The sequence below is a fragment of the Planktotalea frisia genome (genome assembly GCF_001890925.1).
Lineage (GTDB): Bacteria > Pseudomonadota > Alphaproteobacteria > Rhodobacterales > Rhodobacteraceae > Planktotalea > Planktotalea frisia.
Map to the genome: position 1 here is coordinate 1 of NZ_MLCB01000222.1, position 13,847 is coordinate 13,847.

The 13,847-nt window shown below is 54.2% G+C and carries 17 protein-coding genes; 9 read left to right on the plus strand and 8 right to left on the minus strand.

Annotated features, from left to right (window positions below; all coding sequences use genetic code 11):
- Window positions 1–164: 164 nt before the first annotated feature.
- Window positions 165–1,154 (plus strand): aldo/keto reductase, encoded by a 990-nt coding sequence (locus PFRI_RS20260; RefSeq protein ID WP_072632513.1) that lies wholly within the window; start codon window positions 165–167, stop codon window positions 1,152–1,154.
- Here PFRI_RS20260 and PFRI_RS20265 read toward each other — a convergent pair.
- The 5 genes from PFRI_RS20265 to PFRI_RS20285 form a co-directional block, all read right to left on the minus strand.
- Window positions 1,151–1,873 (minus strand): sulfite exporter TauE/SafE family protein, encoded by a 723-nt coding sequence (locus PFRI_RS20265; RefSeq protein WP_072632514.1) that lies wholly within the window; start codon window positions 1,871–1,873, stop codon window positions 1,151–1,153. The two genes, PFRI_RS20260 and PFRI_RS20265, sit on opposite strands and share 4 nt — an antisense overlap.
- Window positions 1,874–1,900: 27 nt before the next feature.
- The gene (locus PFRI_RS20270; RefSeq protein ID WP_072632515.1) at window positions 1,901–2,845 is read right to left on the minus strand and encodes a Gfo/Idh/MocA family oxidoreductase; all 945 of its coding nucleotides are present in this window, start codon (window positions 2,843–2,845) and stop codon (window positions 1,901–1,903) included.
- Entirely contained in the window at window positions 2,842–3,711 is an 870-nt protein-coding gene (locus tag PFRI_RS20275) for a class III extradiol dioxygenase subunit beta (protein WP_072632516.1), read from the minus strand. The genes PFRI_RS20270 and PFRI_RS20275 overlap by 4 nt, the downstream gene beginning before the upstream one ends.
- The gene (gene ligA, locus PFRI_RS20280) at window positions 3,711–4,118 is read right to left on the minus strand and encodes a protocatechuate 4,5-dioxygenase subunit alpha (RefSeq protein ID WP_072632517.1); all 408 of its coding nucleotides are present in this window, start codon (window positions 4,116–4,118) and stop codon (window positions 3,711–3,713) included. Before ligA ends, PFRI_RS20275 begins: the two co-directional genes overlap by 1 nt.
- Window positions 4,119–4,235: 117 nt before the next feature.
- A complete protein-coding gene (locus PFRI_RS20285) occupies window positions 4,236–5,420 on the minus strand; it encodes a LysR family transcriptional regulator (protein ID WP_245812498.1) in 1,185 nt (394 codons plus the stop codon).
- A gap of 157 nt (window positions 5,421–5,577) precedes the next feature.
- Between PFRI_RS20285 and PFRI_RS20290 the strand changes: the two genes are divergently transcribed.
- The 8 genes from PFRI_RS20290 (at window position 5,578) to trpB (ending at window position 11,825) form a co-directional block, all read left to right on the plus strand.
- A complete protein-coding gene (locus PFRI_RS20290) occupies window positions 5,578–6,315 on the plus strand; it encodes a PIG-L deacetylase family protein (RefSeq protein ID WP_072632519.1) in 738 nt (245 codons plus the stop codon).
- A complete protein-coding gene (gene ligK / locus PFRI_RS20295) occupies window positions 6,312–7,004 on the plus strand; it encodes a 4-carboxy-4-hydroxy-2-oxoadipate aldolase/oxaloacetate decarboxylase (RefSeq protein ID WP_072632520.1) in 693 nt (230 codons plus the stop codon). Before PFRI_RS20290 ends, ligK begins: the two co-directional genes overlap by 4 nt.
- Complete coding sequence (locus PFRI_RS20300; RefSeq protein ID WP_072632521.1) at window positions 6,997–8,058, plus strand: 4-oxalomesaconate tautomerase; 1,062 nt, start codon at window positions 6,997–6,999, stop codon at window positions 8,056–8,058. The genes ligK and PFRI_RS20300 overlap by 8 nt, the downstream gene beginning before the upstream one ends.
- The gene (locus PFRI_RS20305; RefSeq protein ID WP_245812500.1) at window positions 8,055–8,942 is read left to right on the plus strand and encodes an amidohydrolase family protein; all 888 of its coding nucleotides are present in this window, start codon (window positions 8,055–8,057) and stop codon (window positions 8,940–8,942) included. Before PFRI_RS20300 ends, PFRI_RS20305 begins: the two co-directional genes overlap by 4 nt.
- Before the next feature lie 234 nt (window positions 8,943–9,176).
- Window positions 9,177–9,458, plus strand: a complete 282-nt coding sequence (ihfB, locus tag PFRI_RS20310; protein ID WP_072632522.1) for an integration host factor subunit beta — start codon at window positions 9,177–9,179, stop codon at window positions 9,456–9,458.
- Between the two features lie 3 nt (window positions 9,459–9,461).
- Window positions 9,462–9,812 (plus strand): lipopolysaccharide assembly protein LapA domain-containing protein, encoded by a 351-nt coding sequence (locus PFRI_RS20315; RefSeq protein WP_072632523.1) that lies wholly within the window; start codon window positions 9,462–9,464, stop codon window positions 9,810–9,812.
- Between the two features lie 6 nt (window positions 9,813–9,818).
- The gene (locus PFRI_RS20320; RefSeq protein ID WP_072632524.1) at window positions 9,819–10,502 is read left to right on the plus strand and encodes a phosphoribosylanthranilate isomerase; all 684 of its coding nucleotides are present in this window, start codon (window positions 9,819–9,821) and stop codon (window positions 10,500–10,502) included.
- A 75-nt stretch (window positions 10,503–10,577) separates the two neighbouring features.
- Entirely contained in the window at window positions 10,578–11,825 is a 1,248-nt protein-coding gene (gene trpB, locus PFRI_RS20325) for a tryptophan synthase subunit beta (RefSeq protein ID WP_072632525.1), read from the plus strand.
- 74 nt (window positions 11,826–11,899) lie between these two features.
- On the opposite strand, the gene PFRI_RS20330 is transcribed toward trpB, so the two are convergent.
- The 3 genes from PFRI_RS20330 to PFRI_RS20340 all read right to left on the minus strand — a co-directional run bounded on the left by PFRI_RS20330 (window position 11,900) and on the right by PFRI_RS20340 (window position 13,720).
- Window positions 11,900–12,682 (minus strand): anti-sigma factor family protein, encoded by a 783-nt coding sequence (locus PFRI_RS20330; RefSeq protein WP_072632526.1) that lies wholly within the window; start codon window positions 12,680–12,682, stop codon window positions 11,900–11,902.
- Entirely contained in the window at window positions 12,679–13,179 is a 501-nt protein-coding gene (locus tag PFRI_RS20335; RefSeq protein ID WP_072632527.1) for an RNA polymerase sigma factor, read from the minus strand. Before PFRI_RS20335 ends, PFRI_RS20330 begins: the two co-directional genes overlap by 4 nt.
- A 64-nt stretch (window positions 13,180–13,243) precedes the next feature.
- On the minus strand, window positions 13,244–13,720 hold the full coding sequence (locus PFRI_RS20340; RefSeq protein WP_245812501.1) for a tetratricopeptide repeat protein: 477 nt from the start codon (window positions 13,718–13,720) through the stop codon (window positions 13,244–13,246).
- Window positions 13,721–13,847 lie beyond the last annotated feature (127 nt).

Here is a 13,847-nt window from a genome sequence, read left to right on the forward strand (position 1 = left end):
TCAGACAATTTCCGCGTCATAACCCATGAAAAAATTCGGGTTTTGGGGTAGCAGCGGTATAGCGCAGAAATTTCATTTTGTCATGGTGCGGGCCAATTGGTTGCCAAGCATGGCTCTGTGCAAATACTGTTCGGAACATTGCAATTATCCTTAAAGGCTTAGACATGAAGCAACGTAAACTTGGACAAGATGGCCCGATTGTAAGCGCAGTTGGCTATGGCGCGATGTCGTTTACGGATTTCTATGGTCCTGCCGATGATGCGAATGCGCCGAGGGTTCTGGATGCTTGTCTTGAGATGGGAATCACCCATTTGGATACCTCCAACGCCTATGGCATGGGGCGTTCTGAAACTGTCATTGGTGATTGGTTGCGCGCGCGGGGAGGGGCATCGCCTTTTACCATTGCGACGAAAGTCGGGATCACGCGCGACCCTGAGCATCGTTTCAACAACGCGCCTGAGCATTTGGCAGAGCAGCTTGACGCGAGCCTCAAGCGCCTCGGGGTGGAGGCGATTGACCTTTATTATGTGCACCGCCGCGATACGCGTCATGAGATTGAAGCAGTTACAGAGACCATGGCGGGCTTCGTGAAGGCCGGTAAAATCAAAGCGATCGGGTATTCCGAGATTGCGCCGTCCTCTTTGCGACGGGCCCACGCTGTCCATCCTATTGCTGCGGTTCAATCGGAATATTCCCTGTCCACCCGCGCGCCTGAGTTGGGGTTAAAGCAAGCGTGCGCAGAGATCGGGGCCTCTTTGGTAGCGTTTTCCCCTGTTGGGCGTGCTTTGTTGACGGATCGTCCTCATAGTTTAGAGCGCGCGCAGAAGCTACCGTTCCTCACAAACAACCCGCGATTTATGGAGCCGAATATCTCTTCAAATCTCGCCTACAACGCTAAGTTCTGCGCGCTGGCGGCTGATATGGGCGTGGCGGCGGCAACACTCGCAATTGCGTGGGTCTTGCATCAAGGGGATGAGGTCATCGCGATCCCCGGCACGCGTCATATCACTCATCTTGAGGAAGTCGCCAAAGGCGGCGCGTTGGATCTAAGCGCCGAGGATATCGTGCGGATCGAAGCGGTTCTCCCGCTTGGATGGGCGCATGGGGATCGCTATTCAGCAGCGCAATGGGTCGGGCCCGAGCGGTATTGCTAGGTGGTTAATCCGCGATAGATCATTTGCAGCGCGACCAATGTGACAAGGATACGAAAGACTGTGCGGAACAGCTTTTCGGATACGCGGTGCGATGTGCGTTTGCCTGCCCAAGTTCCCGCGAAACCCGCCAACGTTGCGCCGACGATATGTGGGATGTAGTCGAAATAGTTGAAACCGATACTGCCATAACCGATGACCTTCATCACATCGAGTGCGAGCATGCAGGCGGCGAGCGTTCCCGTTAGCTCTAACTTGGTCAGCTTTGTGCGCAGCATCAGCGGTTGTAGCACTCCGCCGACGCCGAAAACCGTGCCGATATAGCTGTGAAGGATGCCAATGAAGACAAACGGGTGCTTCATGCGGTTAAGGTCAGGAAGCTTTGGTAGCCATATCAACAGCAGCATGAACAGGCCCAAAAGGGTCAGAATGACCGCTTCGGGCAAGGCGACGAACGTGCGTGCACCTAACGTAACGCCCAAAACACCACCAAGCGCGAACATGCGCATCAACCGCCAGTCGATATGCTGCCAAAAAAAGTAAATCCGCCCAATCAACGATGCTGCCGCAAAGGTGGATTGCAACGCAATTGCGGCTGTTACGGGCAGGACCGTCATCGATGAGAACAGCAAAATGTAAACGCCGCCAGTCGCAAAGGCGGCATTTACGAAAGCAGCAATGAAACTGCCAAGACTGACGATCAGGACCGCGCTATCTATCACAACAGCGGGGTCCTAACTGTGCGATTCTTACCCGAAGGATTTTTCAATCCGATCCAAAGTACGCATCGCGTTGAGTGTGTCATGAACAGAGCCATTCGGCTCACGACCCTCACGGATCGCTGCGATAAATTCGCGATCAATCAACTCGATCCCGTTGGAAGACACGGCCACATCGCTCAAATCAATCTGGTTCTCGCGCCCATCATAAAGGTCGTCATAGCGCGCAAGATAGGTGCCATTGTCGCAAATATAACGGAAGAATGTCCCGAGCGGCCCATCGTTGTTAAACGACAGCGAAAGCGTGCAGAGCGCTCCGGACTCGGTCTTCATCCCAATAGACATGTCCATTGCGATTCCGAGCTCTGGGTGATGCGGGCCTTCAAGACCGTAGACTTGCGTGGGTACTTCGCCTGTCTGGTATTGGAACAAATCAACCGTGTGACAAGCGTGGTGCCAAAGCAGGTGATCCGTCCAGCTGCGCGGCTCGCCCTTTGCGTTCATATTGGTGCGGCGGAAGAAATAGGTTTGCACATCCATCTGCTGCACCTTCAACTCACCCGCGTCGATCTTGTTTCGGATCCACTGATGGGAGGGGTTAAATCGACGCACTTGGCCCGCCATAGCCAAAACGCCCGTCTCTTTCTGAACGTCACAAATGCGCTGGCTGTCCTCAAGACTGTCGGCCATCGGGATCTCGATGAGCACAGGTTTGCCCGCTTTCATGCACGCAATCGCCTGATCCGCGTGCATTTGTGTTGGTGTCGCCAAGATGATCGCGTCGACGTCGTCGCGCGCGATACATGCTTCAAGCGAGGTCGATGCGAAACCGATGCCGCGATCTTTGGCAACGGCGTCAACTTTCGACTGGGTTGGTCCCATCACTGCGGTGACGATGACGTCATCGATGGCGTCTAAAGCCTCTAGGTGTTTGGTTCCGAAGGCGCCATATGCGCCTGCTACACAAATCCTCATTTCGCTTTTCCTTGGTCTTTAACGTTTTCCAGAATGATGTGCCCGACGGCCGTGTTCGAGGCAGGCACATGGTAGTGGCGATGCACTTCTTCGACTTCATCATCGAGCGCGCCACGCATCACGTGCCACATGACCATTTCGACACCTTCCGACCCTGCTTCGCGCAGGTATTCCACGTGCGGTGTCTTGGACAAAGCCACAGGATCAGAGGTCAAACGATCCAAGAACTGCGTGTCCCATTCCTTGTTGATCAGACCAGCGCGCTTGTATTGCAACTGATGGCTCATGCCGCCTGTGCCGAAAATTACAACGTTGAGATCTTCATCAAAGCTCTCCACCGCGCGGCGGATGGCTTTGCCAAGGTTGTAGCAACGATTGCCCGTGGGCGGCGGGTATTGAACCACATTGACGCAAAGCGGGATAACAAGGCAGGGCCATTCGTCATCAACCGTTTTGTCGCCGAACATGACTGACATTGGGACGGTCAAACCATGATCGACCTCCATTTCGTTCATCACTGTAATGTCGAATTCATCTAGAACCAACGACTGTGCAATATGGCTCGCCAACTCCTGATGGTTCTTCACCACCGGTACAGGGCGAGGGCCCCAACCTTCATCCGCAGGTGCGAAATCGGGCGCGCACCCAAGCGCAAAAGTCGGGATGCACGACGCATCAAAGACGGTGCAGTGATCGTTATAAACCAAAAAGACAACGTCCGCTTTTTGCTCTTTCATCCACTCGCGGGACCTCTCGAAGCCTTCAAAGACCGGTTCCCAATAGGGTTGCTCTGTGATGCCTTGATCCATTGCCACGCCAATCGCCGGGACGTGCGAGCACCCTACACCTGCTGTAATTCGCGCCATTATGCGTCTCCCTCTTTTTCGTCCCATTCGCTTTGATAGCGATTTCCCTCTGGCGAACGGCCACCTGCGACCATCATGGCGCGGTACGCTTCGTTGCCCATGCCTGTCATCAAACCTGCGAGTTGCTGAAAATTGATCCCGTCATTCGCGGCCAACTTGCTTGTGTAATAGATATTGCCACCCAACTCGAGCAGACGGTTCCAATCGCGATCAAGCACGGCTTGGCGTTGCTCATCAGTCATCTTGTAATTGTCGAGATAAGCTTCTTCATTCTCGCCAAAGGTATCGCGGTTCTTTTGCAGTCTCAGAGAGATGCAAAATTGGTTAAGCTGATAGCCTAGGCGTCCTTTGTCGGCATCGAAAATAAACGTACCGGGAATATCCTCGTAGTCCTTTTTCAGGGCCATGTGTTATTCCTCCTTGTTGGTTGTTTGAGCTATGAGGTAGCACGTCCTCTTTATCTTGCGCCAATTCGATTGGGCTTATCAATATTGAAAAAAGCTATAACGCATCATCTGACAAGCTTAGTTTTGCGTGCTTACTGAGCTGAATTGACGCAAATAATCAATGAACAGGCTTTGCGTTTGCGTGGGTTTCCAGTCGTTGCGATAAGTCAGCCCGATTGCGCGAAGGTCGCCGTGCAGCGGGACGTCCAGCTTGCAAATAACTCCAAGTTTTTCGTCAATTTTGATCTGATGGCGCGACACGATTGAAATGTAGGGGCCTTGCGCAAGGACACCGCGCAGCACAGCCATGGACGAAGAAACCGCGCGCACAGGGGTTTCGGGCTGATCTTCGATGCGAAGCGTTTCGAACAAGTATTGGCCCGCAGGAGTGTCTTTTGGCGGTGCGATCCAAGGGTAACATAACGTGTCCTCAAGCCGCAGATTGCATTTTTTTGCAAGTGGATGCGTGGGGTGCGCTACGATCGCAAGCGCGTCTTCGAACAGGGGTTCTTGCGCGATGTCATCTGCGGGGGCAGGGTCACGCAGAGCACCGATGAGGCAATCAATATCGCCTTCGCGCAAAGAGCGTATTAACTCTGTATAGCGACCTTCAACCACCCGAATTTGGAAGCCGTCGAATGTGCTGACCATCGCATGAATCGCTTTGGGAACAATGGTTGTGCGCGCAAGTGGCAGGCTGCCAAGTACAAAAGAGCCGCTCTCACGCCCAAGTTCGCGGCTGATTTCTTCATAACTTTGCTGAATTTCACTTTGTGCGAGTTTTGCACCGCGTACAAAAACTTCAGCAGCAGGGGTCAGGCGCACACCTGAACTGCGTGCGATAAAAAGGGGAGTTCCGGCAATCGCTTCAAGGCTGCGCGCGGTGCGATGAACCGTAGGTTGCGACAGATCTAGTGCCTTGGCGGCTACCGTAAAACTACCTGCATTAGCGATTGCGATAAGACTGCGCAATTGCGCAGCGGTGACGGACGTCTCGAACGATGCACGCGCTTTTGTACCGGTTTCACGCCGTGCGGCACTGGCCCCCTCGTTGATATGGCGCATCGCATTGGCGGCGCGTTGCGCGAAAAGTGCGCCGCACGTTGTTAGCGCGGCTTGTTTGCGCCTGCGGATCAACAAAGCTGTGCCAAAAGTCGTTTCTAACTGCTTGATGGCCTGCGTGGCTGCAGGTTGCGATAGATGGCACCGCGCGGCGGCGATGGAGACTGACCCGCTGCGCGCAGTTTCCAAGAAAACCCGCATGTGTCGTATGTTTGGAAAAATGCCCTGCATATTGCCTCTATAGCTTTTTCTTATTCTACGACCTCAATTCGGAATAGGCAATTTGATCACATATCTCTTAAGTTTGCGCCAAGGGGCCAAAGGGGCCAGACTCAAGCAATCAAGAGAGGTCTTACTCATGTCAGACAAGAAAACAGCGCTGGTGATCAGCGCGCACTCTGCGGATTTCGTTTGGCGCGCTGGCGGAGCCATCGCGCTGCATCAGGCCAAAGGCTATGAGGTGACGGTCGTTTGCCTCTCTTATGGTGAACGCGGCGAGAGCGCGAAGCTTTGGAAGCAAGAGGGCATGACCCTCGAGAAAGTTAAAACCGAGCGCCGTAAGGAAGCCGAAAACGCGGCCACCGCTTTGGGTGTGAATGACATCCGTTTCTTTGATGTGGGGGACTATCCGCTCGATCTGGGCCGCGAGACGCAAAACCGTATGGTTGATGTGATCCGTGAAATTCAGCCGAAATTCATGATGTCGCATTCCAAATGGGATCCGTACAACACGGATCATATGAACACGACGCAGTTCGCGTTGGAATGCCGGATGATTGCGCAGGCTTGGGGCCATAACCCCGGTCAAAAAGTACTGGGCGCACCACAGCTTTATCTGTTCGAGCCTCATCAGACAGAGCAGATGGAATGGAAGCCAACGACCTTCCTCGACATCACTGAAGTGTGGGACAAAAAGTGGGCCGCAATCCAGTGTATGCAGGGCCAAGAGCACTTGTGGAACTTCTACAAAAACGTCGCTGAAAACCGCGCGAACCACTTCCGCCGCAACTCTGGTGGCATGGCTGGTGGGCGCGTGGCCAAATATGCGGAAGGGTTCGAGACGATCTTCCCACGTACAGTGGATGAACTCGAATGAGCATTCAGGCTGGAACAACGGGCGTTGTCGTCCAGAACATAGAGCGCGCGGATCAGGCCATCATTGACGGTCTGGCGAAATGCGGTGTTGCGACGGTGCATGAAGCGCAAGGTCGCAAAGGTTTGCTCGCTGATTACATGCGTCCGATTTATTCGGGCGCGCGGATTGCGGGATCGGCTGTCACCATCCTTGCGCCGCCCTGTGACAATTGGATGATCCACGTTGCGATCGAGCAGTTGCAAGAGGGTGACGTAATGCTGCTTGGCACAACAACGCCATCGAATGCGGGCTATTTCGGGGACCTTTTAGCGACCTCTGCAATTGCGCGCGGCTGTCGTGGTTTGATCATCGATGCAGGTGTGCGCGATGTGAAGGACCTGACCGAGATGAACTTCCCTGTTTGGTCCAAAGCGGTACATGCGCAGGGCACGATCAAGGAAACGCTTGGTTCTGTGAACGTGCCCGTGGTGTGCGCTGATGAGCTGGTGAACCCCGGTGATATTGTCGTCGCGGATGATGATGGTGTGTGCATTGTTCGCCGTGAAGAGGCGGCTGATGTGCTTGCGAAATCCCTCGCGCGTGAAGCGAACGAAGGTGAGAAACGTGCCAAGTTTGAAGCAGGCGAGTTGGGGCTTGATATCTACAACATGCGCGGACGTTTGGCTGAAAAGGGCCTGAAGTATGTCTGAAACAGGTGGCATCCGCTGCATGTGGATGCGCGGAGGGACTTCGAAGGGCGGGTATTTCCTCAGGGATGATCTGCCGAGTGATGTAGCTGCGCGCGATGCTCTCTTGTTGCGAGCGATGGGGTCGCCTGATGTGCGACAGATTGACGGTATGGGTGGCGCTGATCCGTTGACGTCCAAAGTGGCGGTTGTTTCGAAATCCGAGCGCGAAGGGATCGACGTGGACTACCTGTTTTTGCAGGTCTTTGTCGATCAACCCATTGTTACGGATGCACAAAACTGCGGCAACATCCTCGCGGGTGTTGGCGCTTTCGCGATTGAGCGGGGCTTGGTTGCTGCGCAGAGCGGCGAAACACCTGTTGCGATTTACATGGAAAACACGGGCCAAGCGGCGGTTGCGCGCATTGCGACGCCTGATGGCAAGGTCTGCTACAAAGGCGATGCGCAGATCGATGGTGTTCCCGGTGGATCTGCTGCGGTGCCTTTGGCATTCAAGGATACGGCGGGTTCGTCTTGCGGTGCTTTGCTGCCAACTGGAAACGCCATGGATGTGGTCGAGGGCGTTGAGCTGACGATGATCGACAATGGCATGCCTTGTGTTGTGATGCGGGCAGTGGACATGGGGGTTTCTGGCGATGAGAGCCCGCAAAGGCTCGAAGAGACGCCGGAGTTGCGCGCAAAGCTCGAAGCGATCCGTTTGAAGTGCGGGCCGCTCATGAACCTAGGCGATGTCAGCGAAAAATCTGTACCAAAAATGACTTTGGTCAGCGCCCCCAAAGCGGGTGGCGCGATTGGCACGCGTACGTTTATTCCGCATCGCTGTCACAAAACGATTGGTGTCCTTGGTGCTGTCAGCGTTGCGACGGCGTGTTTGATCGAGGGGTCACCCGCTTATGATTTGGCTGAGTGTGGGTCTGGGCAAGAACGTACCTTGTCTGTTGAACATCCCAGCGGGGAAATGACAGTCGTAGCGACTTTAGAAACAAACGGCGCTGTGAAAGAAGCAGCAATCCTGCGCACCACGCGCAAACTGATGGATGGGGAAATATTTGTATGACCGAACAAAAAATGGATGCCGATTGGCTGGAATTTCACCCTGATCCTAAAACGCCAGACTTCAAACTGCCTGTGGGCGCTGTCGATGCACATTGCCATGTGTTTGGCCCATCCCCTGAGTTTCCCTTTGCACCAGAGCGCAAGTACACGCCCTGCAACGCGGGCAAAGATCAGCTTTATGCGCTGCGTGATCACCTCGGTTTTGCGCGCAACGTGATTGTTCAGGCGACCTGTCACGGCAAAGATAACAGCGCGATGGTGGATGCCTGCCGCAGTGCTGGCGATCTTGCGCGCGGCGTTGCGAGCGTGGGCGCGGACATCACGCACGAAGAGCTTGCACAGATGCACGAGGCCGGCGTGCGCGGTGTGCGGTTTAACTTTGTGAAACGTTTGGTCGATGCGACACCGAAAGAAGTGTTCATCGAGATTGCAGAGAAAATTCAAGAGTTCGGTTGGTCCATCGTTGTCTACTTTGAGGCGGCTGATCTCGAAGAGCTTGAGCCGTTTTTGAAAAAACTTCCGGGCATCATCGTAGTTGATCACATGGGCCGCCCTGATGTGAGCAAAGGTGTGGATCATCCCGATTTCGTACGCTTCATCAATCTGATGGTCGAAAACGAAAACATCTGGACGAAAGTGACTTGCCCCGAGCGTCTTACCCAAGCGGGTGCACCGTATGATGACGTCGTGCCATACTACCAAGCGATTGTGGATCGGTTTGAGGATCGCGTGCTTTGGGGTACAGATTGGCCGCATCCGAACATGAAATCGCATATGCCAGATGATGGCGCTTTGGTTGACTACATCCCACGGATTGCACGCACTGAGGCACAGCAGCAAAAGCTGCTCGTGAGCAATCCCATGCGTCTTTATTGGGGCGTTTAATCAGCATTGGGAAATCGCGAATCGGGCGCGTTTCGGCGCGCCCTACGCAGGCGAATGTTGGTTTTATCGCCGTTTGAGCGGCAAGCCCTTGCCTTGACTGAACAAAATTGCCCGTCTTATCGCTGTGTTTTGCCGCTTCGGCACACTTCCTGCTTCCCTGTCGCGTCAAACGTCCTATAGTTACGTGGCGTCTTTGCTGCCAAGTTGAGACGGATTAACTGGGAGAACTACACTATGATACGCTCTGAACTGATCCAAAAACTGGCGGATGAAAATCCACATCTTTACCAACGTGACGTTGAGCGCATCGTGAATACAGTGTTCGAAGAAATTACCGATACAATGGCGCGCGGTGATCGTGTCGAGCTGCGCGGTTTTGGCGCATTCTCTGTAAAGAAGCGAGATGCTCGTATTGGCCGTAATCCCCGCACAGGCGAATCTGTTCCGGTTGAAGAAAAACATGTCCCCTTCTTTAAGACCGGTAAACTCCTCAGAGACCGGCTGAACGGAAAGTAACGAATGCGCTATATTAAGTATGCTTTGCTCGCTGCGATCGCAGTGGTTCTTGTTTGTGTGTCTCTTGCGAACCGCGAGACGGTACAGCTTGAGCTTTTGCCAACTGATTTGGCCGCTCTTGCTGGAATGGACTACTCGATCAATTTGCCTTTGTTCGTCGTGATCTTCGGTGGTGTTGGCGTCGGGTTGTTGATCGGCTTCCTGTGGGAGTGGATCCGCGAGCACAAGCAACGCGCAGAAGCTGCAGCGCAACGCCGCGAGATGGATCGCATGCGTCGCGACATCAAACGCCTCAAAGCTGATAAGCACGAAGGCAAAGACGACGTCCTCGCGATCCTAGACGAGGCGAGCTAGGCGGGCATGCCGGTTCTTTTTGCCCCGGGCGTCGGGACTGCGCCGCGCTTGGGCGAGACATCCGTTAAAATTTGTGGCCTTACGACTATTGCCGATGTCCATGCGGTAGCAGCGGCTGACGCGAACTATGTAGGTTTTGTTTTTTTCAAGAAGTCCCCACGTAATGTGAGCGTTGCGCAAGCACGCGATCTCGCGATTGAGGTGCCTATGGGCATCGCCAAGGTCGCGTTGGTGGTGAATGCCACGGATGAATTTCTTGATGAAATCACAGCGGCGGTGCCCTTGGATATATTGCAGCTCCACGGCAAAGAGACGCCTGAACGCGTAAGCGAGATCAAAGCACGGTATGGCCTGCCAGTGATGAAAGCTGTCGGCGTCGCGGATGAGAGCGATTTGCCTGCGCTTGACGCCTATAGCGCTGTCGCGGACCAGCTTTTGATTGATGCCAAGCCACCCAAGAACGCGGATTTGCCCGGCGGTAATGGGCTTTCTTTTGATTGGCGTTTGATTGCTGGGCGTGAATTTGGTGTTCCTTGGATGCTTGCGGGTGGATTGACACCTGAAAACGTCGCTGAAGCCGTTCGTATGACGGGAACGCAGCAGGTTGATGTAAGTTCCGGCGTGGAAAGCGCGCCCGGTGTCAAAGATCCTGCGCGCATTCGTCGCTTCGTTAAGGGTGCACGCAGTTAATTCACGCGTGCTTCTGCGCTTTACCTGCGCGCCGCTAATCGCTACCAAACCCAGAGCTTTGCGGGAGATGTGACAATGGCTGATGATCTTTTCAATTCCTTCATGAATGGTCCTGATGAAAACGGCCGTTTCGGTGATTTCGGTGGACGCTTTGTGTCTGAAACCTTGATGCCGTTGATCCTTTCGCTTGAAGAAGAGTATGAAAAAGCCAAGACGGACGAGAGTTTTTGGGCAGAGATGCACGACCTTTGGACGCACTACGTTGGCCGTCCTTCTCCGCTCTATTATGCAGAGCGCCTGACAGAGCATCTTGGCGGCGCGAAGATTTATCTCAAGCGCGACGAGTTGAACCACACAGGCGCACACAAGATTAACAACGTGCTTGGTCAGATCATTCTGGCACGGCGCATGGGCAAGACCCGTATCATCGCTGAAACTGGCGCAGGCCAGCACGGCGTTGCGACGGCGACGGTTTGCGCGAAGTTTGGTTTGAAATGCATCGTCTACATGGGCGCGCATGATGTTGAGCGCCAAGCGCCGAATGTGTTCCGTATGCGCCTGTTGGGCGCGGAAGTGATCCCAGTAACCTCTGGTCGTGGCACTTTGAAGGACGCGATGAACGATGCGCTGCGCGATTGGGTGACCAACGTGCGCGATACGTTCTATTGCATCGGCACAGTCGCAGGTCCGCATCCCTATCCTGCAATGGTGCGTGATTTCCAAAGCATCATCGGCAAGGAAGTCCGCGAGCAAATGCATGAGGCCGAAGGACGTTTGCCGGACACTTTGATCGCGGCCATCGGCGGTGGCTCAAACGCGATGGGTCTGTTCTTCCCGTTCCTTGACGACAAGTCCGTTAACATCATCGGTGTTGAAGCGGGCGGCAAAGGCGTGAACATGAAGATGGAGCATTGCGCGTCTTTGACAGGTGGTCGCCCCGGTGTGCTTCACGGCAACCGCACATATCTTTTGCAAGATGACGATGGTCAGATTTTGGAAGGGTATTCGATTTCTGCGGGCCTCGACTATCCCGGCATCGGGCCAGAGCACGCATGGCTGCACGAGATCGGCCGCGCGCAGTATGTCTCGATTACTGACAAAGAAGCGCTCGAAGCGTTTCAGCTGTCTTGCCAATTGGAAGGGATTATTCCCGCGTTGGAACCATCCCACGCCTTGGCGCATGTGATGAAGATCGCGGGCGATTTGCCAAGCGATCATTTGCTGGTGATGAACATGTGCGGGCGTGGCGACAAAGACATCTTCTCTGTCGCGAAGCATTTGGGCTTTGACATGAGCGGCCCTGAAGGACGTGTTTTCGAATAATCGTGCTATTCTTCTCAAGAGTTTTGCAAAGGCGTCCTCGCAAGGGCGCCTTTTTTCCTTTGATCACATATCGCTTAGATCAAAGGTGCGGCAATCACGGCCAACGCTTCCAACTCTTCAGGGGCATCGCCCACAATCGCGAAACTGCCGGTCTCGCTTTTCCACGTTGCCATATGAACATCGCCAAAGGCGCGCAATTCTGTTTCCGCAGCCGTGCCAGAGCCGTTTTGCAAACCGCAAATCGCAATAACCGCACCATCGGCATTTGTATACATCAGCTGCGCCACAGGCTTGCCCGCCGCAACCAAAAGCCGTGCACCTTGGAAGGTCCAACCAGCGGCTTCTAGGTCGGGCACTTTGAAATCGACACCCACTTCCTTGGCGAGCCACTTTTCTATCTGGTCTTTCTCAGATGCGGGCACTTCAACCAAATGACGGGTTTGACGCGCGTAAATCTGATGGTACTCAGCCACTTCACCGAGCCAACTGCGCGCGGCCGCGACTTGCAATTGTTGTTTACTCGCTTGATTGAACCACATGCCGCCTGCACCAAGCGTCGCGCCGATCAAGAGAGATGCCGCGAGCGCGCGCAAGGGTGCTTTGTTGGTGTTCGCAGGTGCGGGCGTGGGTTTGGTAGCTTCAATAATCTCGGCGGGCACGGGTTTTTCCAATAGTCCGTTAAACACATCGCGTAGATCATTGTTGAGGGCGAAAAGCCCCTCAAGTTCTTCTGCGATACGAGGGTCCTTGTTCGCCATATCTTCGACTGCGGCGCGCTCATCTTCGGTGAGTTCGCCGTCTACATATGCGCCGAGCATGATCAGGAGATCTTCGCTCAAAGGAGTATATTCGCTCATGTGCGCGCTCCTTTCTGATCTGCGAGGGCGGCTTTCAGTTTTTGACGCGCAGACGATAAACGAGACATAACCGTCCCGATTGGAATGTCCAATATTTCAGCGGTCTCTGCATAGCTGTGGCCTTCTACGGCTACGAGCAATAACACTGAACTGAACCCCTCAGGCAAAAGCGCGATCTGCGCGAGGACTTGATTTGCGTAGGCTGTCGTTTCGCTGTCGCCAGACGTGAGCAATGCACTGCTCTCAGCTGCGTCTTCGACGCCTTGCCCAACACGCACTGTGCGTTTGCGGGTTTCATCGATCCAGATGTTTCGCATAAGACGATACATCCACGCATCAAGCCGCGTTCCGTTTTGCCATTGCTCGGCACGGGTCAACGCGCGGGTGCAAGAGGTTTGGACCAAGTCATCCGCATCCGGCCAGTCACGCGTCAAGGACCACGCAAAACGGCGCAGGCGAGGAAGCAATGGAACAAGACCTTTGGAGAGTTCGGTCACTTAGAGGAGACTGCGTTGGATCATGTGCCAGCTTAGGCAATTTTTACCTAAGCTGGCAATCGATTTAGTAGTTGGACGGTGTTCCGCGCAGTGCCATCTGAAGCGCTGTGTAGGACCATGTGTTACGACCACCACGCTCACGGATTTCAGCAAGCTGCACACGCGCGCCGTCTTCGTCGCCATATGCGAGCAGGCCTTGACCCATGTAAGAGCGCGCGAGGATATAGTCTGGATCAATGCTCAACGCCGCTTCATAAAACTCCATCGCCACAGCGTGGTTGCCGAGCTTGCGGTTTGTGAAGCCACGGTAGTTTAGAATGCGTGGGTCATCCTGGTTCTCAGCCGCATCCAGCACAGCCAGAGCGTTCATATACTGACCATCATACGCCATCTCACGCGCGGCCAGATAGAGCTGGTCATCTGTGAAGTTATGGCTCTCAACTTTAAGGCACTTTTTGGTGTCTTTGTCATAGACCTTGCCCGCCTTACGACTTTTTCGTCGTGTTGGTTTTTGTTGGCGGTGTTTCGTCGCCAGCTGCATGAAGCGCGGCGGGTGCAGACAACATCAAGCTTGCAGCAACAAGCGCGGAGGAGAAGAAAGTGAACTTATACCGCTGCTACCCCAAAACCCGAATTTTTTCATGGGTTATGACGCGGAAATTGTCTGA